17 protein-coding genes are annotated in these 25,706 nt (G+C 34.2%); 6 read left to right on the forward strand and 11 right to left on the reverse strand.

Translation table 11 applies throughout. The features are described 5' to 3' along the window. Nucleotides 1-279: 279 nt before the first annotated feature. From DMB68_RS21430 to DMB68_RS21450, 5 genes are all read left to right on the forward strand, one after another. The gene (locus tag DMB68_RS21430) at nt 280-3,045 is read left to right on the forward strand and encodes a bifunctional aconitate hydratase 2/2-methylisocitrate dehydratase (protein ID WP_110348667.1); all 2,766 of its coding nucleotides are present in this window, start codon (nt 280-282) and stop codon (nt 3,043-3,045) included. Nucleotides 3,046-3,415: 370 nt separating this feature from the next. Then, a complete protein-coding gene (locus tag DMB68_RS21435) occupies nt 3,416-5,680 on the forward strand; it encodes an aconitate hydratase (RefSeq protein ID WP_110348668.1) in 2,265 nt (754 codons plus the stop codon). Between the two features lie 382 nt (nt 5,681-6,062). After that, on the forward strand, nt 6,063-7,178 hold the full coding sequence (locus DMB68_RS21440; protein WP_110348669.1) for a C40 family peptidase: 1,116 nt from the start codon (nt 6,063-6,065) through the stop codon (nt 7,176-7,178). A gap of 318 nt (nt 7,179-7,496) precedes the next feature. Further along, nucleotides 7,497-9,725: a lantibiotic dehydratase family protein gene (locus DMB68_RS21445; RefSeq protein ID WP_110348670.1), complete on the forward strand. Its 2,229-nt coding sequence runs from the start codon at nt 7,497-7,499 to the stop codon at nt 9,723-9,725. Beyond that, nucleotides 9,718-10,575, forward strand: coding sequence for a thiopeptide-type bacteriocin biosynthesis protein (locus tag DMB68_RS21450; RefSeq protein ID WP_110348671.1), 858 nt, complete (start codon nt 9,718-9,720; stop codon nt 10,573-10,575). The genes DMB68_RS21445 and DMB68_RS21450 overlap by 8 nt, the downstream gene beginning before the upstream one ends. 72 nt (nt 10,576-10,647) lie before the next feature. On the opposite strand, the gene DMB68_RS21455 is transcribed toward DMB68_RS21450, so the two are convergent. Continuing rightward, nucleotides 10,648-11,028, reverse strand: a complete 381-nt coding sequence (locus DMB68_RS21455; RefSeq protein ID WP_110348672.1) for a response regulator — start codon at nt 11,026-11,028, stop codon at nt 10,648-10,650. Then, on the reverse strand, nt 11,018-12,442 hold the full coding sequence (locus DMB68_RS21460; protein WP_110348673.1) for a sensor histidine kinase: 1,425 nt from the start codon (nt 12,440-12,442) through the stop codon (nt 11,018-11,020). The genes DMB68_RS21455 and DMB68_RS21460 overlap by 11 nt, the downstream gene beginning before the upstream one ends. Nucleotides 12,443-12,874: 432 nt before the next feature. On the opposite strand from DMB68_RS21460, the gene DMB68_RS21465 reads away from it, so the two are divergent. Further along, nucleotides 12,875-14,284, forward strand: a complete 1,410-nt coding sequence (locus tag DMB68_RS21465; protein WP_110348674.1) for an APC family permease — start codon at nt 12,875-12,877, stop codon at nt 14,282-14,284. A gap of 90 nt (nt 14,285-14,374) precedes the next feature. Here the strand turns inward: DMB68_RS21465 and DMB68_RS21470 are convergent, their stop codons facing one another. From DMB68_RS21470 to DMB68_RS21510, 9 genes are all read right to left on the reverse strand, one after another. Further along, on the reverse strand, nt 14,375-16,093 hold the full coding sequence (locus tag DMB68_RS21470) for a sensor histidine kinase (protein ID WP_110348675.1): 1,719 nt from the start codon (nt 16,091-16,093) through the stop codon (nt 14,375-14,377). A 71-nt stretch (nt 16,094-16,164) separates the two neighbouring features. Further along, the gene (locus DMB68_RS21475) at nt 16,165-17,292 is read right to left on the reverse strand and encodes a sensor protein KdpD (protein ID WP_110348676.1); all 1,128 of its coding nucleotides are present in this window, start codon (nt 17,290-17,292) and stop codon (nt 16,165-16,167) included. A gap of 91 nt (nt 17,293-17,383) precedes the next feature. Beyond that, on the reverse strand, nt 17,384-18,463 hold the full coding sequence (locus tag DMB68_RS21480; RefSeq protein ID WP_110348677.1) for a porin: 1,080 nt from the start codon (nt 18,461-18,463) through the stop codon (nt 17,384-17,386). 442 nt (nt 18,464-18,905) lie between these two features. Continuing rightward, on the reverse strand, nt 18,906-19,457 hold the full coding sequence (locus tag DMB68_RS21485; RefSeq protein WP_110348678.1) for a K(+)-transporting ATPase subunit C: 552 nt from the start codon (nt 19,455-19,457) through the stop codon (nt 18,906-18,908). Nucleotides 19,458-19,556: 99 nt separating this feature from the next. Beyond that, nucleotides 19,557-21,614, reverse strand: a complete 2,058-nt coding sequence (gene kdpB / locus DMB68_RS21490) for a potassium-transporting ATPase subunit KdpB (RefSeq protein ID WP_110348679.1) — start codon at nt 21,612-21,614, stop codon at nt 19,557-19,559. A gap of 188 nt (nt 21,615-21,802) precedes the next feature. Further along, a complete protein-coding gene (gene kdpA / locus DMB68_RS21495) occupies nt 21,803-23,524 on the reverse strand; it encodes a potassium-transporting ATPase subunit KdpA (RefSeq protein WP_110348680.1) in 1,722 nt (573 codons plus the stop codon). Nucleotides 23,525-23,598: 74 nt separating this feature from the next. Further along, nucleotides 23,599-23,676, reverse strand: a complete 78-nt coding sequence (kdpF, locus tag DMB68_RS21500; RefSeq protein ID WP_073099479.1) for a K(+)-transporting ATPase subunit F — start codon at nt 23,674-23,676, stop codon at nt 23,599-23,601. A 143-nt stretch (nt 23,677-23,819) separates the two neighbouring features. Beyond that, nucleotides 23,820-24,101, reverse strand: a complete 282-nt coding sequence (locus DMB68_RS21505; RefSeq protein WP_012024048.1) for a DUF7674 family protein — start codon at nt 24,099-24,101, stop codon at nt 23,820-23,822. A 208-nt stretch (nt 24,102-24,309) separates the two neighbouring features. Continuing rightward, nucleotides 24,310-25,653 carry a sigma-54-dependent transcriptional regulator gene (locus DMB68_RS21510; protein ID WP_110348681.1) on the reverse strand — a complete coding sequence of 448 codons (1,344 nt, stop codon included), beginning with the start codon at nt 25,651-25,653 and terminating at the stop codon, nt 24,310-24,312. Between the last annotated feature and the right edge of the window lie 53 nt (nt 25,654-25,706).

Here is a 25,706-nt window from a genome sequence, read left to right on the forward strand (position 1 = left end):
ATACTTATTTAGAAAGGTTCTTCTTTAAAAACGGGGTAAAATCTCACTTCCTTTATAACATTAAATTTCGACTTTGTTAAAGAAAAGATTTTAAATTGTTGATAATTTATTATTTAAATGAAAAATTAAATTTTTGACAACAAATAGGGTTGAAAATCATTATTTTGCAATAATAATTTTTGAAAAAGGGACATCTGTTATATTTTTTTTAATTCTCAGCTTTAATTCCTAAATTTGCGAACAAAAAATAAAAATACCTAGTTTATAAAGACTTCTATTATGAATATTTACAAGGATTACATTCAAGAGATTGAAGAAAGAAAAGCCCAGGGTCTTCATCCGAAGCCAATTGATGGTGCTGAATTACTAAGCGAAATCATTGCGCAAATTAAAGATTTAAATAATGAATACAGAGAAGACTCTCTTAAGTTTTTTATTTACAACACTTTGCCTGGAACCACTAGTGCTGCTGGTGAGAAAGCTAAGTTTTTAAAAGAAATCATTCTTGGTGAATCTGAAGTAAAAGAAATTACACCTGTTTTTGCCTTCGAATTATTGTCACATATGAAAGGGGGACCTTCTATTAAAGTACTCCTTGATTTAGCTTTGGGTAATGAGGCTGCAATTGCGAAACAAGCGGCTGAAGTTTTAAAAACTCAAGTTTATTTATATGATGCTGATACAGCTCGTTTAGCAGAAGCTTACAGCGCTGGTAACACAGTTGCAAAAGAAATTTTAGAAAGCTACGCAAAAGCTGATTTTTTTACAAAATTACCAGAAGTTGCTGAAGAAATTAAAGTGGTTACTTACATCGCTGCAGAAGGTGATATCTCTACTGATTTATTATCTCCGGGTAACCAGGCACACTCTCGTTCTGACCGTGAATTACATGGAAAATGTATGATCACTCCTGAAGCTCAGGCAGAAATTAAAGCATTGCAAGCACAGAATCCAGATGCTTCTGTTATGTTAATCGCTGAAAAAGGAACAATGGGAGTTGGATCTTCTCGTATGTCAGGTGTAAACAACGTAGCTTTATGGACTGGTAAGCAAGCATCTCCATACATTCCTTTCGTGAACATTGCTCCAATTGTAGCAGGTACTAACGGAATCTCTCCTATCTTCTTAACTACTGTAGACGTCACGGGTGGTATCGGTATCGACTTACAAAACTGGGTAAAGAAAACAGATGCAGAAGGAAACGTAGTTCGTAACGAAGCTGGTGATCCTGTTTTAGAAGAAGTTTATTCTGTAGCTACAGGAACTGTATTAACAATCAATACAAAAACTAAAAAATTATACAACGGTGAGAAAGAATTAAAAGATATTTCTAAATCTTTCACTCCTCAAAAATTAGAGTTTATCAAAGCGGGTGGATCTTATGCTATCGTTTTTGGTAAAAAAATCCAAACATTTGCTGCACAAACTTTAGGAGTTACTGCTCCAACAGTATTTGCACCAGCTAAAGAAATTTCTATAGAAGGTCAGGGATTAACTGCTGTTGAAAAAATCTTCAACAAAAATGCAGTTGGTGTAACTCCAGGTAAAACATTATATGCAGGATCAGACGTACGTGTGAAAGTTAACATCGTAGGTTCTCAGGATACTACAGGTTTGATGACTGCTCAGGAATTAGAGTCGATGGCTGCTACAGTTATTTCTCCAGTTGTTGATGGTGCTTACCAATCAGGATGTCACACAGCTTCAGTTTGGGACAAAAAAGCGCAAGCTAATATTCCTAAATTAATGAAGTTCATGAATGATTTCGGTGTTATTACAGCGAGAGACCCTAAAGGTGAATATCATTCAATGACGGACGTTATTCACAAAGTGTTAAATGATATTACAATTGATGAGTGGGCAATTATCATCGGTGGAGATTCACATACACGTATGTCTAAAGGGGTTGCTTTCGGTGCCGATTCAGGAACTGTAGCTTTAGCTTTAGCAACAGGGGAAGCTTCTATGCCAATTCCAGAATCTGTAAAAGTTACTTTTAAAGGTGAGATGAAACAACACATGGATTTCCGTGATGTAGTTCATGCGACGCAATCTCAAATGTTGAAGCAATTTGATGGGGAGAACGTTTTCCAGGGTAGAATTATTGAGGTTCATATCGGAACTTTATTAGCTGACCAGGCGTTTACATTTACAGACTGGACTGCAGAAATGAAAGCGAAAGCTTCTATCTGTATTTCTCAGGACGAAACATTAATTCAATCGTTAGAAATTGCTAAGTCTCGTATCCAAATCATGATTGATAAAGGTATGGACAACAAAAACCAAGTTTTACAAGGTTTAATTGATAAAGCAAACAAACGTATCGAGGAAATTAAAACAGGTGCTAAACCAGCTTTAACTCCAGATGATAATGCAAAATACTATGCTGAAGTTGTTATCGATTTAGGTTTAATCGAGGAACCAATGATTGCTGACCCAGACGTTAACAATGTTGATGTTTCTAAACGTTATACACACGATACCATTCGCGAATTATCTTTCTATGGAACAGATAAAAAAGTAGATTTAGGTTTCGTAGGTTCTTGCATGGTTCATAAAGACGATTTAAAAATTGTTTCTCAAATGTTACGTAACGTTGAAAAACAAAATGGGGAAGTTAAATTCAACGCACCTTTAGTAGTTGCAGCTCCTACGTATAACATCATCGACGAATTAAAAGCTGAAGGTGATTGGGAAATGTTACAAAAATATTCAGGTTTCGAATTCTCAGATGCCTTACCTAAATCAACAGCACGTACTGAATACGAAAACATTATGTATTTAGAGCGTCCTGGTTGTAACTTATGTATGGGTAACCAGGAAAAAGCTGAAAAAGGAGATACTGTATTAGCTACTTCAACTCGTTTGTTCCAAGGACGTGTAGTAGAGGATAGAGATGGTAAAAAAGGAGAATCTTTATTAGCATCAACGCCAGTAGTTGTACTTTCTGCAATTTTAGGAAGAATGCCATCTATCGAAGAGTATAAAGCTTCGGTTGAAGGTATCAACTTAACAAAATTCAAACCAATTTCTACTAAATTATAATAGTAAGAATTTCATAATTTCTAAGCGAGGCAATCTAGTTATAGGTTGCCTCTTTTTATTTATATTTTGAGCTGCTAAGCATTGTGTTATTCGAGTATAGTATTCATTCGTTCCTCGCTGCCAATTAAAGCTTCTATCTCTGCTGGATTACCGTTGCATGATTTGCTAAATCAAATTTCTAAGGTAGAAGGTGCAATTGCAATAGGTTATTATAAAGGCTAAATAATTATATTAGATTGATTTTCAATTTACTACCTTTTAAGAAAAATAGAATAGTTTTAAATAATAGTATTAACAATTATTTTAGCAAAAACCATAATAAAATCCTTAAATTTAAGCTGATTTACACTAACATAATTAATATATAAGTATGGCTTTTGATATAGAAATGATTAAAAAAGTGTATGATAACATGCCTGGACGTGTTGATGCAGCACGTCAGATTGTTGGTCGTCCACTTACATTGACTGAGAAAATTTTGTACAACCACCTTTGGGACGGAAATCCAGCCAAAGCGTTTGGAAGAGGAGTTGATTATGTTGATTTTGCACCGGATCGTGTAGCCTGTCAGGATGCAACGGCGCAAATGGCATTGTTGCAATTTATGCACGCCGGAAAGAAAACAGTTGCTGTTCCAACAACGGTTCACTGTGATCACCTGATTCAGGCAAAAGTAGATGCTGCAACCGATTTGGCCAGAGCCAAAACACAAAGTAATGAAGTTTTTGACTTCTTGTCATCAGTTTCGAATAAATATGGAATTGGTTTCTGGAAACCGGGAGCCGGAATTATTCATCAGGTAGTACTGGAGAATTATGCATTTCCGGGCGGAATGATGATTGGTACGGATTCTCATACTGTAAATGCAGGTGGTTTAGGAATGGTAGCAATTGGTGTTGGTGGTGCTGATGCTGTAGATGTTATGTCTGGTATGGCGTGGGAATTGAAATTTCCTAAATTAATTGGAGTAAAATTGACCGGTAAATTATCAGGATGGACTGCTCCTAAGGATGTTATCCTTAAAGTAGCCGGTATTCTTACTGTAAAAGGGGGTACTGGTGCTATTGTAGAATATTTTGGAGAAGGTGCAACGGCTATGTCCTGTACTGGTAAAGGTACAATTTGTAACATGGGAGCTGAAATTGGAGCTACTACTTCAACTTTCGGATATGACGATTCTATGAGCCGTTACCTGCGTTCTACAAACAGAGCTGATGTTGCAGATGCTGCAGATAAAATAGCTCCTTATCTAACTGGAGACCCGGAAGTTTATGCTGACCCTGAAAAATATTTTGATCAGGTTATCGAAATCAATTTATCTGAATTAGAGCCACATTTAAATGGGCCTTTTACTCCGGACTTAGCGACTCCAATTTCTAAAATGAAAGAAGAGGCAATTAAAAACAACTGGCCATTACAAATTCAGGTAGGTTTAATAGGTTCTTGTACCAACTCATCTTACGAAGATATTTCCCGTGCAGCTTCTTTAGCAAAACAGGTTTCAGAGAAAAACTTAAAAACAAAAGCCGAATTTACAATCACTCCGGGATCTGAAGTAGTTCGTTCTACAATCGAAAGAGACGGATTTATTGATACATTCCATAAAATTGGTGCAACAGTTTTTGCTAACGCCTGCGGACCTTGTATTGGTATGTGGGACAGGGAAGGAGCAGAGAAGGAAGAAAGAAACACAATCGTTCACTCTTTCAACCGTAATTTCTCAAAACGTGCAGATGGTAACCCGAATACTTTAGCTTTTGTAGGTTCTCCAGAGCTTGTAACAGCTTTAGCTATTGCCGGTGATTTAGGATTCAATCCGTTGACGGACAAATTAATTAACGAAGATGGCGAAGAAGTAATGCTTGATGAACCAACAGGAGATGAATTGCCTGAAAAAGGTTTCTATGCCGAAGATCCGGGATTTCAGGCTCCTGCCGAAGACGGTTCAGGAGTTCAGGTAGTTGTTAGTCCTACTTCAGAGCGTTTGCAATTGTTAGCTCCGTTTGAGGCATGGGATGGTAAAAATATTACAGGTGCTAAACTACTAATCAAAGCATTCGGAAAATGTACTACCGATCATATTTCTATGGCAGGACCATGGCTGCGTTTTCGCGGACATTTAGATAATATTTCGAACAACATGCTGATTGGTGCCGTAAATGCATTCAACCAAAAAACAAACTCGGTAAAAAATCAATTGACAGGACAATATGATGCTGTTCCTGCAGTAGCACGTGCCTACAAAGCGGCTGGAGTGCCATCTATTGTTGTTGGAGATCACAATTATGGAGAAGGTTCTTCTCGTGAGCACGCTGCAATGGAACCACGTTTCTTGGGAGTCAAAGCGGTATTGGTAAAATCTTTCGCCCGTATCCACGAAACAAACCTTAAAAAGCAAGGTCTTTTAGGATTAACTTTTGCTAACGAAGCAGATTACGATAAAATTCAGGAAAATGACACAATCAACTTTACTGATTTAACTGAGTTTGCTCCGGGAAAACCGTTAACATTAGAATTTGTTCATGCAGATGGTTCAAAAGATATTATTTTGGCAAACCATACTTACAATGCAGGTCAGATTGGCTGGTTTGTTGCAGGTTCTGCATTAAACTTAATTGCTGCCGGTAAAGCTTAATCTTAAATTTTGATAATAGTAAAGAACGCTCTGTGAAAACAGGGCGTTTTTTATTAGAAGCTAATCCGGCTGTCCGCTATATCTTTTGTCCCGATAACTATCGGGACAAAAGGATGCCGCTTCCATCCGGGCTAAGACTCCGGTTTTCAACACAACTTTTATTTTAAATTTTATGATTTTCTATTAAATTTATAACTAACACAATAACTTTGAGTTAGGCATGGAAACCTTTTTGTGGAAGCAATTTGACATAAATTTGTTGTTAAAAAAAGTGTTTTTTTTACTTTAAAAAGTTAAATTCGCTTTTTTGGTAATAAAACTTTCTTTTTTGAGTTTAAAATTAAGAAAGGAATTAGTGTAGAAAATTAAAATTCCCCAAATAATGATTTTCAGATTTGTCTTTATATTTTTGCTTTTTAGTGTAAGTGCTTTTTCTCAGGATAATTATATCAAACATACTATTTCAAAAGGTGATAACCTTTACAATATTGCTAAGAAATATGGAGTTAAGCCAAAAGATATTGCAAATGCCAATCCTGATGTACCGAAAATTTTAAAATTAAATTCGGTTTTATTGATTCCCAATTCTAATCCATCTCAGGAAATAAAAACCAATCAATCCGTTACTCAGATAAATCCAACTTCACATGAAGTTTTGGCAAAAGAAACACTTTGGGGTATATCCAAAAAATATAAAGTTTCTGTTGAAGATCTGAAAAAAGCAAATCCTTCGCTGGAAACAGAAGGGCTAAAAATAGGGCAGCAAATTGTTGTTCCTTCCCAAGGAAATTCAGTTATACAGAAACCGGCTGAAAACACTCAATCAGAATTGGTTGAAGTTTCAAGGGAAGTGATGCCAAAAGAAACAAAATATGCCATCGCCAAAGAATTCGGAATTACGGTAGCTGAATTGGAAAAACAGAATCCCGAAATCAAAAGCAAATTACCTATTGGATACACTTTGAAGATTCTTACTTCAAAAGAAAAAGCCGATACCCTGAATGCTTCAAAACCGATTCAGGAAACAAAAGATATAACAAATTCACCTGTTCAGATAGCTGATAATTTATCAGTTAAAAAAGATTCAACTATAATAAGGGTTAGCAATCATTCTGATTTAGTTGATCAGCTGGTTCTAAATGCGACAGATAACATAGGAACACGTTATCGCTCCGGAGGTACTACTAAAGCAGGTTTTGATTGCTCAGGACTAATGTATTGTACTTTTGGTAATTTTGATATAAAGTTGCCGAGAAGCTCTATTGAACAATCCAGAATTGGTACAAAAGTTAATCCCGAAGAAGCTCAAAAAGGAGATTTAATTTTCTTTAAGACTAACGGAAGGCATCAAATCAATCATGTCGGAATGGTTGTAGAGGTTGTCGAAGAAGAAATTAAATTCGTTCATTCTTCAACCCATGGAGGAGTTATTATTTCTTCAACCAAAGAGCCTTATTACGAAAGAGCTTTTTCGCAGGTAAATCGTGTTTTAGAATAGTGTCAAAAATGGGTTTCTGATTCTTCGAATAGAAACGGCTTTCTCAATAAGTTGGTTTTGTGGTATTTTTCACTTGTTTTTTGGCTAATTTATCGAATAAATTTATTTTACATTCGTTACATAACTAATAAACAGATAATTATCATGAAAAAAACATTGAAATTACAGACGCAAAAAGTCTCTAAGCTTACACACAATGCTAATGGAGAGAAGAATCAAAAGTTAACTCCTATTGTTACTTACATTGCAACTCTTATTTTAAAGTAATTTTAAGAATTACAAGCCAAAATAGCCTTACAATAGGCTATTTTTTTTGCTATGGATAAAAATATCGATTATACATATTTTGAGGATTTTATTATAAGGACACCTGTATATCATTTTGAAGAAAAAGAATTTCAAACGATAAATTTTGAGCAAATTTTTAGTTTTTTTCAAACCGATGGTTTTTTCAGGGATGCTATTTTTGTAGCATCGCAAGTCCTTTATAATGAAATAAATAAGTCTTTGGATAAAAACTGTATAGAAGAAAGGCTAATTAATTCTTTGACAAAATATTATGTAAGATCCAGGACCAGATGCACTCCTTTTGGCTTGTTTGCAGGCTGTGCAGCGGGTAAAATTGGAAATGAAACGGATATTATCTTAAAAAATAGAAACCATTACACCATACACACCCGACCAGACATGGAACTGGTGTCTAAACTCACAAAATATTTTTCTTCTTTGCCGGAAATAAAAAAACAAATAAAATTTTTCCCAAATGACACTCTTTATCCTGTGACTGATTTTTACAGTTATATAGAATCAGAAATAGTAGATAATAAAAAAACGTATTTTAAATCGACTACAGAAAATAATGAATATTTGTCAGCTGTTTTAGACTTTTGTAATCACGGACGTTTTTTTGCTGAATTGGTTGAATTTTTAGTAAGCCTAGATTTTGACAAGGAAGAATCTGTTGCTTATGTAGAAGATCTTATTGAAAATCAGATTCTGACAAATGATTTAGAGATTTCAACAATTGACTCAAATCCATTAAAGACATTAATTTTAAAATTAGATTCTTTTATATGGGAAAAAAATGAGACAGTTAATCTTTTTATTAATTTAAGTAAAAATCTAATAAATTGCTTTTCAAATACAAGTGTCGAAAAAAGTCCAATACAATGGATTCAACAAAATGCAACCATTTTTTCATTTGTAGGACATGATTTCCGAAGTATTTTTCAAAACGATCTGCAACTCGCTGTTTTTCAAAATACACTTTCTGAAAGTACTATAAAAAACATACAAAAAGCTATAAATGTTTTAAAGAAATTTACCCCCTTGACCGCTGAAGACGTGCTGGGAGATTTTAAAAAACGATTCTACGAAAAGTATGAAGAAGAGGAAATTCTTTTACTTAGGGTGCTTGACGATGATTTTGGAATGGGGTATCCTTATTTGGAAGAAAAATTAATACTGCCACTTTTGCATAATGTGCAATTTAAAAATACAGCTACTGCAAAAACTGTTCAATGGAGTAAAAAAGATATGCTCTTAACTCGTAAACTAAGTGAATTTTTCTTAAAAGATGAAATAGCTAAAGAGGCCGGGATAGAAATTACAGATCAGGATTTAGATTTTATAGATGATGAAAATAATCAAAATCTTCCTGAAACCTTAGCAGCTATAGTTGAGATCTACCGTGATAATAGCAACAATGAATTTACTTATATTTCTGGGTTTTCAGCATCAGCTTGTAAGCTTCTTGGAAGATTTTCATATTTTGACAAAAGTGTAGAAAATATAACAAAAAATATTATAAAAAAAGAAGAGGAATACTTAGATAAGGATACCATTTTTGCTGAGATTACACATTTGCCCGAAGCAAGAGAAGGAAATGTAATATTACGCCCCGCAATAACAGATTTTGAAATTCCTATTTTATCCAATTCCCTTTTACCTTCTGACAAACAGATACAATTGAAAGATTTGTTCTTGTCAGTTAAAAACAACAGATTGGTACTGAGATCAAACAAGTTGAATAAAAAAATTATACCACGTCTTTCTTCTGCTCATTTTTCAGGACATCCTAAAAATTTGTCATTTTATAAATTTTTAGCAGACCTGCAATATCAGAATACACAAAAAAGCATATACTTCGATTGGGGTGTTACAGGACAAGAATTTAAGTATCTTCCAAGAGTAATTTATAGAGGGTTAGTATTATCGAAAGCTTATTGGAATATTGGTGAAAAAGAAATTAATGAACTTGTAAGTATGAGTAAAGAGTCAGATTATACGAATAAAATAGAATCTTGGAGAATTCAAAATAATATTCCGTTAAAAGTTGTTATAAAGGACACGGACAACAAGCTGTACATAGATTTTAATAATGAACTGTTTTTGAAAATATTTTTTAATACGATAAAAAACAGCCAAAAAATAATTCTTGAAGAAGTACTTTTTACAGACAAAAATGTCTTTGTGAGAAATGAAAAGGGAGAGTGTTTTACAAATGAGTTTATAATAAATTTTTATAAACAACATACCAATGAGTGATGTTATTAAAAGAAACTTTAAGATAGGTGAAGAATGGCTTTATCTTAAATTATATATGAGAAGTTTTTTTGCGGATAAAATTCTAATAAAAATAAATGATTTTATTTCAGACAAAATAAATGAAAACAAAATAGAAAAATGGTTCTTTATTCGTTATAATGACCCTGATTTTCATATCAGACTAAGATTGTTTGTACCGGATCAAAACGAAGCTTTCAGAATTATAGGTGAAATAAACAATTTATTGTCAACAGAAATTAACGAGAAAATAGTTATGATTACGCTAGGTCATTATAGCAGAGAAATTGAGCGTTATGATTTGTATTGTATGGAAAAAATAGAAGATTTGTTTTTTTATGATACAATAACCGTTTTGTCAGTTTTGAAAAACATCACGACTGGTGAATTATCGGAAACAGACAGATGGTTATATGGAATGATTGCCATGGACAAAACCCTGACAGATTTTCAGCTAGGCGATGAAGAAAAAAAGATTTTTGTTTTGAATATGAATCATCTTTTTAGCAATGAATTTGAAAAAGATAAATTCTTGACTAAACAATTGGATAAAAAGTTTAGAGAAAATGAAATGCTTATTAGTGACAATCTAAATAAAAGCAACGTTTTTTCTAAATTAATAAATCAAAGATCAGAAAAGAGCAAATCCAATATTACAGAAATAATAGCCCTGCACCAAGAAAAGAAGTTGACTCAAAATATAAATATAATAATTTCAAGTTATATTCATATGAACTGTAATCGATTATTTCGAATCAAACCCAGAGAACAAGAATATATTTTATATGATTTTTTAACTCGTTTTTATACAAAAAAAATATACAGGCGATAGAGTTGAGTTGCTCCAAAAAGTAATAATTTTTCAAAACAGACTAAATTTTTTTAAGCAATTATTTAGTTTTAATTAAATTTTACTTCTAAAATATTCCACTGATAAAGGTTTGTTTAAAAAATCAATAACATGATGAGTTTCTTTTATTTTTTTAATTTCATCAGAATCAAGAGTTGATGATAATACATAAATTTGCGATTTTAACTTTATTTCCTCTTGTAAATTCTCATATTCTTCCAAAAATTCGAAACCATTCATAATAGGCATTTGAATGTCAAGCAAAATAATAACTGGGCGATTTGTTTTATTCTCTTCAAGCCATTCAATCCCTTCCTTTCCATTATTGGCAATAATAATTTCCTCAACATGAAATACTTTTTTGAGTAATTGTTGAGTAACAATCTGGTCAATTAAATTGTCTTCAATTAATAAAAATAAAGGTTTAAATTCCATAATTGTTAGGTATTGTTAGTGTAAACGTAGTTCCGACGCTGTTTTCTGAAATCAGAGAAATATTTCCTCTGATGTTCTCAACTGCTTCTTTTACAATATAAAGGCCTAAACCTGATCCTTTATTTTTGTTTGTTCCGAAATACATTTCGAAAATGTGTTCTTTAAATTCATTTTTGATTCCAATTCCGTTATCAGTGATTTCGATTTTGGTAAGGTCATCTTGATTGTAAGTGTTGATTGAGATAATCATCTCCTCTTTACTTGTATCGGCATATTTTATAGCATTGGAAAGCAAATTGCTGATAATAATTTTTAAACGTAAGCGGTCACTCTGAATTTGGTCTGCTAATATGTCCTGTTTGAAAATTATTCGGTTTGCATTTTCGATGTGCATTAGTTGTGAAATTTCTTCATCAAATATTTCTTTCAGGCTTACAGGTTCAATAATGATTTGTTTTCGTTTGTTTTTTGAGTAATCAATAATGTCGCTAATAAATTGATCCTGCCTGACAAGACTTTGATACATTAAACCTAAGTACTCTTTTATCTGAACGATATCATCTTCCAGCTGTGTAATTTCAATTAAGCCCTTTAATGACGTTATTGGAGATCGCAAATCATGCGAAGCACTATAAACAAAACGATCCAATTCATGATTGACTAATATCAGATTTTCATTTTTGGCTTCGGCTTCTTTCTTTGAAGCTAATAATCTTTTTACCATTATTGAATAATAAAAACTAACACTGCATACAATAATCAATGTGAAAATGATATTTGTAATAATGAGAGAGTTTTTAATTTTACGGGTTCCATCACTAATAATGTTTGAAAAATTACGCTCATTAATAGTTAATTTGTCGCTAATAGAACCAATTTCCTCAAGGAATTTTATCTGATCAGTCCGACTTAAAACCTTACTATTGATTTTGGTATTAATTTCTTTACCAATTTCAGACAACTTAACAATTAGTTCGTCGCCTTCTTCCCATTCATTAATGGCTTTTGATAAAAAAGAAACCTGCTTAAAGTTTTCAAATAACCAAATTATGTCATCCAGATCTTCCGGATGGTTTCTTCCCGTAACTAATGCCTTTCGGGCTATTTCACTGTCACCAAATTTCACTAATGTTTCTCTGGCAATGCGGGCACTTTGTGGTACTTTTAACTCTTCCTGAAACAATTTCCATTTATGATCATCTTGTGTAAAGACATAATGTATAAGATGTCGGGAAGCATCTTTTTGTCCTTTTGAATAATGAGATTCACCATTGATATAAGCTCTGTTGGCAGATAATATTTTGATTGTAAAAAGGTTCACACAAATTAGTAAAGCACAAGAAATAAATACAATTGACAACAGAATGTAACCGTTAGTAAAGCGTAGATTTTTTAGAAAAACAACCTGAAACATAACTTTGGAATTTTTGGTTTATATTAAATTCTGTCTGCGTACTACGTAACCGGTTTACTGTTGTTTTTAGTTTTTTCGGGCTAATTAAAATGTATTGTCAATTAATAGCTACATAAATTTAATAAAAAAAGAAATCCGTTTAACGTATTTCTTTTTTTTCTTGTTAAATTTTATAAGGTAATGCTGCTCTTTGTAATTGATTTATTTGTAGTTGTTTTGAGTTTTTTATGTTTTGCATAATTTAAATTATAATTCTGATGTTCTTGTAAAAACCGAATTTGCGTGAGGGGTAGAGGCGGCATCCTTTTACCGGCGAAGCAGTGTAAAAGATATAGCCGAAAACCCGACCCGCAGGGACACGCCCAAAAAAGTTTTCGATACTCTGAAATTTCTAAAAAAAGTATATCTTTAACCAACCAAAAACCAAAAATAATGCAGGAAAATAACCAGGAAAATTTTAAGAGAGAACTCGGATTACTAGACGGAACCATGCTTGTAGTAGGTTCTATGATTGGCTCCGGAATATTTATCGTAAGCGCCGATATCGCCAGACAAGTAGGTTCAGCAGGATGGCTGACACTGATTTGGCTGATTTCAGGACTAATTACTATTATTGCTGCTGTAAGTTATGGTGAACTGAGTTCGATGTTCCCAAATGCCGGAGGACAATATGTATATCTGAAGGAAGCATACAATAAACTGATTGCTTTTTTATATGGCTGGAGCTTTTTTGCCGTGATTCAAACCGGTACAATTGCTGCCGTTGGTGTAGCTTTCTCAAAGTTTGCAGCTTATCTTTATGAACCTTTCAGCGATGAAAATATATTGTTTGAATTAGGGGATTTTAAACTGAATGCAGCACAAATTGTATCAATCGTTACTATAGTTTTGCTAACGTATGTTAACAGCCGTGGTGTGAAAAACAGTAAAGTTCTTCAGACCGTTCTTACGATTATTAAGATATTATCATTACTTGGTTTGATCGTTTTTGGATTAACGCTTGCTGCAAAAGCTTCTGTTTGGGATGCCAATTGGGCTGATGCCTGGACACCTCATTCTTATGATGTAGATAACGGTTCGTGGCTTCCTATCAGCGGAAAGGCCCTGATTACGGGAATTTCAGCAGCCATGGTAGGATCATTATTTTCGAGCGATGCCTGGGTTGGGGTTACTTTTATTGCAGGAGAAATTAAAAATCCAAAACGTAACGTAGGTTTGAGTTTATTTTTAGGAACTTTTATTGTTACCATTATTTATGTTTTGACAAACCTGATGTATCTGGCTGTGATACCAATGGACGAAATAGCAACTGCAAAATCAGACAGGGTAGCAGTAGTGGCCTCTCAGTATATTTTTGGAGATATCGGAACTTTAGTTATTGCGATCATGATTATGATTTCGACTTTTGCCTGCAACAACGGATTGATTATGGCGGGTGCGAGGGTGTATTATACCATGGCAAAGGATGGTTTGTTCTTTAAAAAAGCAGCTGTTCTTAATGAATTTAGTGTTCCTTCATGGGCACTTTGGGCACAATGTGTCTGGGCTTCGGCTTTGTGTCTGACCGGAAAATACGGTGCTTTACTGGACTTTGTAATTATTATTGTTCTGATTTTTTACATTCTGACAATTTACGGAATCTTCATATTACGTAAAAAAATGCCGGATGCAGAAAGACCTTATAAAGCATTTGGATATCCGTTTTTACCATTACTCTATATTGTTTTAGCATCGGCAATTAGTATCTCTTTATTGATTACAAAATTTTCAACCTGTGGTTGGGGAATTTTAATTATGTTGATTGGAATTCCAGTTTATTATTTGACGAAACCAAAAGAATAAAACCTAAAATTTAAAACGCCTTACGATTAAAAAAGTAAGGCGTTTTTTTATGATTATAATTTGTGTTTTTATGTTTTTCTAAAGAAAAAATTAAACCTTCAACGAAAACCAAAACGTACTTCCCAATCCCAAATTACTTTCTACACCAACACTCCCGTTTTGAGCTTCGATAAATTCTTTACTAATTGCTAAACCCAATCCCGTTCCCGATTTTGGACTTCCCGGAATCTGGAAATATTTATCAAAAACCTTGTCTTTGTATCGTGGTTCAATTCCTTTTCCGGTATCAATAACCTGAAAAACGATTTGATTATTTTCTTCTTTTAATTTGATGAAAATAGTGCTTTTTTCAGCTGAATATCGAATCGCATTCGACAGATAATTAATCAAAACCCAGCCCGTTTTTTCGGCATCGGCTTTTACGTTTTTAAGATTTTTATCGGTATCAATAATTAATTGAATCTGTTTTTGATCAGCTTGAACTTTTACAGCTTCAACAGCATATTTTACAATTTCATACGGATTGCTTTTTTCAATATTTAATTGAATATTCCCGGTTTCCAATTGCGATAAATTGAGCAGTTCACCAGTAATTTTCAATAATCGCTGACTATCCTCTTTAATACTTTCAATCAGTTGTTTTTGATCTTCGTTCATATCGCCCGTTTTGGAATTCTCGAGCAATTGTAGACTCAATTTTATAGAAGCAATCGGCGTTTTTAATTCGTGCGAAACTGTTGCGATGAAATTCGTTTTGGCAAAATCCAGTTCTTTAAAAAGCGTAATATTTCTAAGTATAATGACCTCGCCAATGTTGATCTCTTTTTCTTCGCCCGTTGGCGTTATTGTAATGTTAATAGTTTCTTTTTCGAAATAACTTTCTTTAGCATTAGCGAAAATTTTCAAAGGTTGTTTCTTTGAATTTCCATTAGTTTCTTTTAAAATTAAGGAACGAATCAGATCATTTGTATTCGCTAATTCAGATGCCGTTTTTCCAATTATATCTTCCGATTTTAACCCGATAATTTTCAACGCTTCGTCATTTGCAAACAAAACAATTTCTTCATTGTCCAAACCAATAATCGGATCGTTCATATTATTGATAAGCGTTTCCAGTCGTTTTTTCTCAAAAAGAAGTTTATACACATTGCTGTCGTGATATTCTTCGAGCTTTTGTGCCATTGTATTAAATGATTTGGCAAGATCTCCAAATTCGCTATGACTTGTAAAATGAACACGTTCAGAATAATTTTTATTCGCAATTTCCTTAATACTCAGCGTTAATTCCCTAATCGGATTTGCAATGTTATTTGGCAGATTGACCAATAAATTAAAAGCAATTAAAAAACATAAAGTCCCCACAATAGCAATGGAAAAATTGGACGTTTCTGCAGTTTTTTTTGCAATGTCACTTTTTTGTTTGATGGCATCCAGATTCAGCTTCATAATCGCAAAAATATCCTGACGGATTTGTCCTTTTACAGTTTCGTCAGAATTGTTTTTAGCGAGAAGAGCAAAACTTTCTTTTAGTTTTTCAGTTGCTTGTTTTTCGCCTGGTTCTGTAATATTATGGGTTTGTTTCTCTAGATTTTCCTCAAAATTCTGAATCGTTTCTTTCGAACCCAATTTAATTATATCCAAAGCAGAAATCATATTTCGGGAATATTCGAGCGTATTATAATTCGATTTCAGAATATTCTCCGTGTCCTGCTTAATCAAAAATACAGCATAAGCACTCACTAACGAGAGAATGATGATCATCAAAAATAATAATCCAACACCCAGATTCAATTTGGTTTTAATTCTCATATTTTTTGTGTAAAATGTTATTTGTAAAATGTGAAACGAACATCTGGCCTCTCACTTTTTACATTTTACGATTAAGACAGTATAACAAGATCAACGTTTGATAAAGACAATTTATTTAGCAGACGTCTGAAAATTGTTGTAGACAAAATTACTTTAAATAAATTCAAATGTGGTTTTCCTATACAAACAGTTGTAATTTGTTTTTCCTCTACGGTTGTCAAAATCGCATTCGAAATATTTGAATTTTCTACTTTAATAACTTCTGCGCCAAGCTGAACAGCGAGTTTAAAGTTATTAATTAAATGTCTTTGTTTATCGAGTGCAATTCTTGTAGTGCTTTCTTGTGGTGTTTCAACATACAAAACATACCAGATTCCGTTATAATAACTAGCCAATCGTGCCGCTTTCCGAATCACAATTTTAGCCGTTTTATCATTACTGCTAATACATGCTAATAGTTTTTCATGGCGTAAAGCATGCAGCTGAGGCACTTCATTTTCAACTTTCCGAACGACTTGGCTAGCCACTTCCTTCAGAGCCAATTCACGCAATTGCAGAATTTGTTCCGATTTAAAGAAGTTCTGCAAAGCCGTCTGAATCTTATCTGTCGTATAAATTTTTCCTTCCTTTAAACGTGCAATCAAATCTTCTGAAGTCAAATCGATATTCACGACTTCATCAGCTAATCGTAATACATTATCCGGAATGCGTTCCTGAACATCAATTCCTGTAATGCGTTTTACGTCTTCGTTTAAACTCTCAATATGCTGAATATTAACAGCCGAAATTACATTAATTCCAGCCTCCAGAATTTCCAAAACATCCTGCCAGCGTTTTTCATTTTTACTTCCTTCAACATTCGTGTGCGCTAATTCATCAACAATAACCACTTCTGGACGAAGATTGATAATCGCCTGAACATCCAATTCTTCTAATTCTTTTCCTTTATAAAAAATGGTCCGTCTCGGAATTATAGGCAAACCCGCTAATAATTCATGCGTTTCCTTCCGCATGTGGGTTTCGATGTAGCCAATTTTTACATCGATTCCGTTTTTCAATAACGAATGCGCTTCCTGAAGCATACGAAAAGTTTTGCCCACACCGGCACTCATTCCAATGTAGATTTTAAACTTCCCTTTTCGTGATTTCTGAATTAAATCGAGAAAGTGCTGTGCGTTATTATCTTTTTCTTCTTTCATATTTTATTGGGTAAAATGTTTTTTGTAAAATGTAAAATGTCTTGCGTAATGCTTAGTACATCTTACATTTTACAAAAAACATTTCACTAGACTAGAAACTAATCGCCAACGAAGTCGTTAAAAACGTATTCGTATCCGTTGGAAGATTATCTTTGTTTGTGAAGATTTCGTCTTTACTTGAAAGATTTCTGGCTTCAATTCTAAACATAATAGTATCAGTAACTAAGTAATCAAAGTTAGCTGAAAATCCGTAAGTTTTAAAACCATTTGGGGTTTCAGTCGCGATAATTACCCCTTTTTCGTCACTATAATATTCACCTCGTACTGCAAGCTGAATCTTATCAACTGGTTTGTATTGCAGAATCAAAACTGGCGAAAACCAAGTGTCATATTTGTTACTATTTTTAGCCGATTGCTGAGATCCAATATCAAAACCAGCTGTAATATTTGTCTTTTCCGTTACTTTAAACTGTCCATAGAAATTATTAAAATAACGCCATTTTTTGTCAATATCCGGCTGTTCATTTCCAACATAAGTACTCCAGTTCAAAGTAACCCGATCCGACGGTTTGTAGGTAACCTGAGTTCCAAAAGCAGGCGTTTGATTTCCTTCGACTTTCTCAATTCTCTGCCAGCCATTCAAGTACATACCCGCCAAATACCATTCTCCAGATTCTGATGTATAACCAATTTTAACTCCCGTTTCATAATAAGGCGAATTCTCAGCCAAAATACTTCTCGTTAAAGTCTGACAGTCTTTTCCAATCGCACTCTCAAAACCAATATGCGAAGGCATAATTCCCGCATCAACCCATAAATTATGGTTTTTCGAAATCTTTACACCAACATTCGCTTCGTAAACATTTTTCAATAAACCTTGTTCGGCAGACATATTATACTCAGCATAAGTTCCCGCCATCAAAGCAAAATTTCCCCGAATATTTTCTTTCGAATAATTCACTTTCGCCATTCCTAAATTCAGGTTTACCTCGTTACTTTTATTATAGCTGTAAAAAAAGTTTGGCCGAGTATGATTTTCCGGTTTCACGAAATCATAACTATAATAAGTGTCTACATATCCTGAAAACGTAAACGGACTTTTAGATGCTGACTGTGCATGTAAATTGCTAAAACCAAAAGCGATTAAAGCAGTAAGTATTATTTTTTTCATTTTTGTGGTATTCAATTATTTATTTAATAGATTTTTTAGGAGCTAATCCCGCTATCCGTTTCAATCTTTTGTGCCGAACCCCGGCACAAAAGGATTTCCACTACTATCGGGGCTAGGGCATTTGGGGTAAAAAGGTGTTTTTCGTTTCCTGCAAGGTTTTCAAAACCTTGTAGGGATTTAATTTTAAAGTTTTTGATTTAAGGGCTTGTTTTGTCATTTCGACGTAAGGAGAAATCACACTAGAAATTCCGTCTAGTGAATCGCCAATCTTTGTCGAGCTACTCGTGGAGATTCCTCGTTCCTCGAAATGACAAACGTTGTGGTTACGGTACAATAATTTCTAATGAGTTTATCATGCCTACAAGGTTTTAAAAACCTTGTAGGAGAAAAACCTTAGTCCCGATAGCTATCGGGATAGCGACTCAGAACCTCAGAAACTTTTCTAGCGAAGCTGATCCAGCGCCACATTCAATTCCAAAACATTTACCGTTTCAGGCCCAACAACAGCCGTATTAATTTTAGATTCAACCAAAGATTTTACTTTAGTTTCATCCAGTTTTCTTTCTTTAGCAATTCGTTTTACCTGAATCAAAGCGCCTTGTGGAGAAATATTCGGATCTAAACCGCTTCCTGAAGCTGTAACCATATCAGCTGGAATATCAGTTTTTTTCAAGTAAGGATGAACCAGTAAAAGCGTGTCAATTCTTTTTTGAACCAAAGCCAGATATTCGGCGTTGCTTGGACCTTTATTACTTCCGGCACTTCCAGCAGCATTATAATCAACAGCCGAAGGTCTTCCCCAGAAATAATTCGACTTATCGAATTTCTGACCAATTTTTTGATAACCAACCACTTTTCCGTTAACCGAAATCGTTTCTCCTTTCCCTTGATTTGGAGCAATTTGTGCGATTCCGTAAATCGCTAAAGGATAAATAACCGCAAACAAAATCAAAGTAAATACGGTAAGTTTTAATAGTGAAAATATAGTTTTCATGTTTTTAGTGTAAAATGTTAGATGTAAAAAGTGATTTGTAAATTGTTAGATGTAAAATGTAGATTTTTCATCATTTCACATTTTACAAATCACATTTCACTACATAAAAAGAGTTACTAGTAAATCAATTACTTTAATTCCGATAAAAGGAACAATCAATCCGCCAAAGCCATAAATCAAAAGGTTTCTTTTTAAGATAGCACTTGCTCCAATTGGACGATAATCAACCCCTTTCAGCGCAAGCGGAATCAAAATCGGAATGATAACTGCGTTGAAAATTACAGCCGATAAAATCGCACTTTCAGGGCTATGCAAGTGCATAATATTCAAACCTTGAAGCGCAGGAATCGCAGTAATAAAAAGAGCAGGAACAATAGCAAAATATTTCGCAACGTCATTTGCAATAGAAAAAGTAGTTAAAGTACCTCGAGTCATTAAAAGCTGTTTTCCAATTTCAACAATCTCAATTAGTTTCGTTGGATCATTGTCAAGGTCGACCATGTTTCCGGCTTCTTTCGCTGCTTGAGTTCCGCTGTTCATCGCTACTCCAACATTGGCTTGAGCCAAAGCCGGAGCATCATTTGTTCCGTCCCCCATCATGGCAACCAGCCTTCCTTCAGCTTGTTCTTTCTTGATGTAATTCATTTTATCCTCAGGTTTAGCTTCGGCAATAAAATCATCAACACCGGCAGCTTCGGCAATAAATTTAGCCGTAAGCGGATTATCACCTGTAACCATAACCGTTTTGATTCCCATTCTTCGCAAACGCTCAAAACGTTCTTTCATTCCAGTTTTTATAATATCCTGAAGTTCGATAACACCTTGAATTTCATTATTTTTGATTACAACTAATGGTGTTCCTCCGTTAGACGAAATAGAAATTACTTGCTGTGCTGTATCTTCAGGGAAAGAATTTCCAGCTTGCTGTGCAATATTTTTTGCAGCATCTTGCGCTCCTTTTCTAATGTTGGTTCCGTCTTTTAATACAACTCCGGAAGTTCTGGTTTCGGCAGTAAATTTGATGGTATGTGAAATATCAGAGGTAGTTTGTAAAAAGCTTGCTTTAACTTCATTTTTTACATCGATCATCTCACTCAACTCTAAGATACTTTTTCCTTCAGGAGTATCATCTGCAAGAGAACTCAAAACAGCCGATTTCACGAAATCATCAAAAGAAATTCCTTTTGTTGGATAAAAATTGGTTGCTTTTCTGTTTCCGATAGTGATGGTTCCGGTTTTATCCAAAAGTAATACGTCAATATCTCCGGCAGTTTCCACCGCTTTTCCAGATTTTGTAATTACGTTGGCACGCAATGCTCTGTCCATTCCGGCAATCCCAATCGCAGAAAGCAAACCTCCAATTGTCGTTGGAATTAAGCATACAAACAAAGCAATAAAAGCCGCAATCGTGATGGGTGCATTTGCATAGTCGGCAAACGGTTTTAGCGTAACGCACACAATCACGAAGATTAAGGTAAATGCGGCTAATAAAATGGTTAAGGCAATTTCGTTTGGCGTTTTCTGACGACTCGCACCTTCAACCAAAGCAATCATTTTATCTAAAAAGCTTTCGCCAGGTTCAGAAGTTACGATTACTTTTATTTTATCAGATAATACTTTTGTCCCGCCGGTTACAGATGATTTATCACCACCTGCTTCCCGAATTACAGGAGCACTTTCTCCGGTAATCGCACTTTCGTCAATGGTTGCCAATCCTTCGATAATTTCTCCGTCAGTTGCAATTAAATCGCCTGATTCACAAACGAAAATATCTCCTTTTTTCAATTCTGATGAACTGATATTTTTGATTTCTCCATTTGGTAAAATCTGTCTTGCCGGAGTTTCTTCGCGTGTTTTTCTTAAACTATCGGCTTGTGCTTTTCCTCTGGCTTCAGCAATAGCTTCAGCAAAGTTGGCAAACAAAAGTGTCGCTAGTAATATTAAAAACACAATTAAATTATAAGTAAAACTACCTTGGTCAGTTGCTCCCATTAAAATGGAAACACAAACAGCAAACATAATGGCAGTTCCTATTTCTACGGTAAACATTACCGGATTTTTAATCATCAATTTTGGATTAAGCTTCACAAAAGATTGCACTAAGGCTTCTTTTACCTGTTTGCTTTCAAACAATGATGCGGATTTATTAGTTGTCATTTTTTTGAATGTTATTTATTAAGCTAATATTTATTTTAAACACATAGAGACATAGATTTTTACTTTGAGAGTTAGGCATTTCACTTGCATGCAAACACATAGCTATGTGTGAAAAACTAGTTTTTTTAATACTCTTTCTGTCTGTTTTGTTTTGCTATGTTTCTATGTGTTTAAAATATTCAGCATTTTTATTTTAGTGTGAAATATTCTGCCAATGGACCTAAAGCCAAAGCTGGAAAGAATGATAAAGCAGCAATAATTGCGATTACGGCGAAAACCATAATTCCGAAAATCGTAGTGTCAGTTTTTAAAGTTCCTGCACTTTCCGGAATGTATTTTTTATTCGCCAATAATCCTGCAATTGCCAATGGCCCAATGATTGGAATGAAACGGCTTAACAGTAATACAATTCCTGTAGTGATATTCCAAAAAGGATTATTATCTCCTAAACCTTCAAAACCAGAACCGTTGTTGGCAGCACTTGAAGTGTATTCGTATAACATTTCAGAGAATCCGTGATTGCCAGGATTGTTCAGCCAGCCTGTTGCGTTTCCGCTAAACCAATAACCCATTGCGGTATCATGCGCTGCAAAATAAGAAGCTATCGCTGTTCCGGCTAAAATCAATAAAGGATGAAGAATCGCAATAAAGGCTGCAATTTTAACTTCGCGTGCTTCGATTTTCTTCCCTAAAAATTCAGGAGTTCGGCCCACCATTAAACCGGAAATAAATACAGCCAGAATAATGAAAATATAAAAGTTCAGGATTCCAACGCCACAACCTCCGTAAAAGGCGTTGACCATCATGGCAAGCAATTGCATTGCTCCGGAAATAGGCATAGAACTATCGTGCATGCTGTTTACAGAACCTGTAGAAATTACAGTTGTGGCAATACTCCAGAAACCTGACATTGCTGGGCCAAAACGAACTTCTTTTCCTTCCATCGCTCCGGTTGCTTGTGCGATTCCCATTTTTTCGATAGCAGGATTTCCGTTGATTTCACTCATAACTGTTGGAACAACTAAGAGTAAAAAACCAACTGTCATTACACCAAATATGATGTTTGATAGTTTTCTTTTGTTGAGGTAAAATCCAAGAGCAAAAATCATCGCAAACGGAATAATCATTTGCGCCCAAAGTTCAACTCCGTTAGTAAAATAAGTTGGATTTTCTAATGGATGCGCTGAGTTGGCTCCAAAAAATCCACCACCATTTGTACCAATATGTTTGATAGCAATAAATGCTGCGGCTGGCCCGCGAGAAACTTCTACATGATCGCCTTGAAGTGTTGTAATAGCATCTTTACCTTCAAAAGTCATTGGAGTTCCGCTAAATATTAGTGCAATAGCCACAATTGCTGAAAGCGGTAATAAAATACGAGTACAGCTTTTGATGAAATAATTGTAAAAATTACCCAATTGTTCTGTTGTTCTTTCTTTCATTGCTGTAAAAATCATAGCGGCAGCAGCCATTCCGATACCGGCAGAAACAAATTGAAGGAACATCAAGACGATTTGGGAAAGATAAGAAACCCCGCTTTCACCTGAATAATGCTGTAAATTACAATTGACTAAAAATGAAATAGCCGTATTAAAAGCCAGATCAGGCGTCATAGATGGATTATTATCTGGGTTAAGAGGTAAAGAACCCTGAAATAATAAGACAAAAAAGCAAAGAAAGAACCAAACCATGTTGATACTTAAAAGTGCTTTTAAGTGCTGTTTCCAGTTCATTTCTTCAGCTGAATTAATGCCGCTGATTTTAAAAATAAATTTTTCAATTGGATTGAAAATCGGGTCAAGAAGTGTTTTATTTCCTAAATAAACTTTAGCAATATATTTTCCTAATGGAATCGCTAAAACAATGGTGAGGAGAAAAATACCAATGACGCCAAGTAACTCTGTGTTCATATTATTTAATTTTAGATTGTTGATTTTAGATTTTAGAGCTCTTTGAAAGAATCTTAAATTCTAAAATTCTTTTTTTAAAATTTTTCGGGTTTGATTAATACATAAATCAAATACACGAAAACGGCGATTGAAATGATAAATAGTGCAGTCATGATTTAGATTTTTTCAAAGAATTCAACTGACAGAAAACAAATTGCAAACAGTAAGACTGCTAAAGCAAGAAGAAGGATTGTGACCATGATTTTTATTTTAGATTTTTGAGTTCAGATTTCAGATTAGTGAACCGATTAACCGATTAAACACCAGAGGCATTGACCTGCTTGATATATTCCGCTTTAAGCGTTTGAGGAAAAAGATGAGAAATATTGCAGTGGCGCATTTCCATAAAAGACGAAACTGAAAAAACATACACATTAGAAATGGCATTTTTAGTTTCGATGCTTCCGGTTATAAACAAACGTTCGGCAAGAGCCAGACATTTTTTAGCTCTTACTATATTTCCAGAAATAATAGATTTTTTGGTTATCTCAGCAAACCGTTCGGCTTGTTTGTAGATTGAGGTTACTTGATTTTTCATGAGAATGAATTTTTATGTTCTTCCTCCTTATGCCAAAATATGTTCCGAAAAAATGAAGTTGTAGCTAAAGTGCTGTCAATAAAAGGGATGTAGTTTTGTGCCAAAAATTAGGCATAAAAAAAGCCTATCAAAATGATAAGCTTTTATTGAAATGATAGGTTTATTTAATTATGAATTGTAATCTTCTTTGAATTTTATTTTGCAATTGTTATTGAATTTGATATTCTTCCAGTTTTCTATATAAAGTCGCAATTCCAATTTCTAATAATCTAGCCGTTTCGGCTTTATTTCCTTTTGTATAATTTAAAACCTTTTGAATATGAAGTTTCTCAACGCTCTGCATCGAGAAAGCCGACATTGATTTGCTGGTTTTTTCCGTTTGATTTTGCATTTCATAGGGAAGAACATCCGAAGTTAAAGTATCTCCATTACTCAAAATAACCGATCTTTCGATAATATTTTTTAGTTCACGGATATTTCCCGGCCAGGAATAATTTTCTAATTTCTGAATAAAATCATCTGAAATCGATAATGTTTTTTTATTTGTTTTTTCAGAAAATTGTTTGACAAAATAATTAACCAGCAACGGAATATCTTTAACTCTTTCTTTTAACGAAGGAAGTTTAATTTCGAAAATATTCAAACGAAAATACAAATCAGAACGGAAACGATGTTCGTCACTTTCTGTTTTTAAATCTCTGTTTGTAGCAGCAATTAATCTGAAATTTGATTTTTTTGGAGTCGTGTCTCCAACCGGAATATATTCAGAAGTTTCTAAAACACGCAATAATTTTGCCTGAAGATCTATCGGCATTTCTCCAATTTCATCTAAGAATAACGTACCGCCATTAGCTTCTTCAATAAAACCTTTTTTATCTTTTAAAGCTCCCGTAAAAGCGCCTTGTTTATGACCAAAAAGTTCGCTTTCTAAAATTGCTGCGCTGAACGTACTGCAGTTTAAAGCCACAAAAGATTTTCCTGTACGATTGCTGTTTTCGTGAATCGCCTGTGCAAAAACTTCTTTTCCGGTTCCAGTTTCTCCGGTTAATAAAACAGTCGAATCAGTTTTGGCGACTTTTTGGGCAAGATCAATGACTTGTTCGATTCCTTTTGATTTCCCAATTATGCTGGAAAAGGAATATTTATCTCCAATACGTTTTTCAAGTTGTTGTACTTTTTTCTGCAAATGCACTTTTTCGACCGCTTTATAAAGAAGAGGAATAATTTTATCATTATCATCGCCTTTCACAATATAATCAAAAGCACCATTTTTCATGGCCTGAACGCCGTCAGGAATATTTCCAAAAGCTGTCAGCAAAATAACTTCCGTCAACGGAAAACTGCCTTTTATATTTTGAAGAAAATCAACGCCGTTTCCGTCAGGCAGTTTTACATCACATAAAACGACATCTATATCGTTTTGCTCCAGCTTCTTAAAACCCGATTTTAAATCTTTGGCTTCAAAAACTTCGAAACCTTCTGATTTTACAATGCGTACCAGAAGACTTCTCAGTTTTTCTTCGTCGTCTATAATTAATATCTTGTTTGTCATTTACAGTGTTGCTAAAAATCAAAGTTGATTAAGAATTACAAATTTAGCTTTAA

This window comes from Flavobacterium hydrophilum (assembly GCF_003202405.1).
Classification (GTDB): Bacteria; Bacteroidota; Bacteroidia; order Flavobacteriales; family Flavobacteriaceae; genus Flavobacterium; species Flavobacterium hydrophilum.

Excerpts from the sequence above, each read along its gene's own strand:
- DMB68_RS21505 (WP_012024048.1), bottom strand. The coding sequence starts at position 24,101 with ATGAAAAATCAAGTAACCTCAATCTACAAACAAGCCGAACGGTTTGCT.
- DMB68_RS21450 (WP_110348671.1), top strand. The coding sequence starts at position 9,718 with ATGAGTGATGTTATTAAAAGAAACTTTAAGATAGGTGAAGAATGGCTT.
- DMB68_RS21445 (WP_110348670.1), top strand. The coding sequence starts at position 7,497 with ATGGATAAAAATATCGATTATACATATTTTGAGGATTTTATTATAAGG.
- DMB68_RS21475 (WP_110348676.1), bottom strand. The coding sequence starts at position 17,292 with ATGAAAGAAGAAAAAGATAATAACGCACAGCACTTTCTCGATTTAATT.
- DMB68_RS21460 (WP_110348673.1), bottom strand. The coding sequence starts at position 12,442 with ATGTTTCAGGTTGTTTTTCTAAAAAATCTACGCTTTACTAACGGTTAC.
- DMB68_RS21435 (WP_110348668.1), top strand. The coding sequence starts at position 3,416 with ATGGCTTTTGATATAGAAATGATTAAAAAAGTGTATGATAACATGCCT.
- kdpF (WP_073099479.1), bottom strand. The coding sequence starts at position 23,676 with ATGACTGCACTATTTATCATTTCAATCGCCGTTTTCGTGTATTTGATT.
- DMB68_RS21455 (WP_110348672.1), bottom strand. The coding sequence starts at position 11,028 with ATGGAATTTAAACCTTTATTTTTATTAATTGAAGACAATTTAATTGAC.
- DMB68_RS21485 (WP_110348678.1), bottom strand. The coding sequence starts at position 19,457 with ATGAAAACTATATTTTCACTATTAAAACTTACCGTATTTACTTTGATT.
- DMB68_RS21510 (WP_110348681.1), bottom strand. The coding sequence starts at position 25,653 with ATGACAAACAAGATATTAATTATAGACGACGAAGAAAAACTGAGAAGT.
- kdpA (WP_110348680.1), bottom strand. The coding sequence starts at position 23,524 with ATGAACACAGAGTTACTTGGCGTCATTGGTATTTTTCTCCTCACCATT.
- kdpB (WP_110348679.1), bottom strand. The coding sequence starts at position 21,614 with ATGACAACTAATAAATCCGCATCATTGTTTGAAAGCAAACAGGTAAAA.
- DMB68_RS21470 (WP_110348675.1), bottom strand. The coding sequence starts at position 16,093 with ATGAGAATTAAAACCAAATTGAATCTGGGTGTTGGATTATTATTTTTG.
- DMB68_RS21440 (WP_110348669.1), top strand. The coding sequence starts at position 6,063 with ATGATTTTCAGATTTGTCTTTATATTTTTGCTTTTTAGTGTAAGTGCT.
- DMB68_RS21430 (WP_110348667.1), top strand. The coding sequence starts at position 280 with ATGAATATTTACAAGGATTACATTCAAGAGATTGAAGAAAGAAAAGCC.
- DMB68_RS21465 (WP_110348674.1), top strand. The coding sequence starts at position 12,875 with ATGCAGGAAAATAACCAGGAAAATTTTAAGAGAGAACTCGGATTACTA.
- DMB68_RS21480 (WP_110348677.1), bottom strand. The coding sequence starts at position 18,463 with ATGAAAAAAATAATACTTACTGCTTTAATCGCTTTTGGTTTTAGCAAT.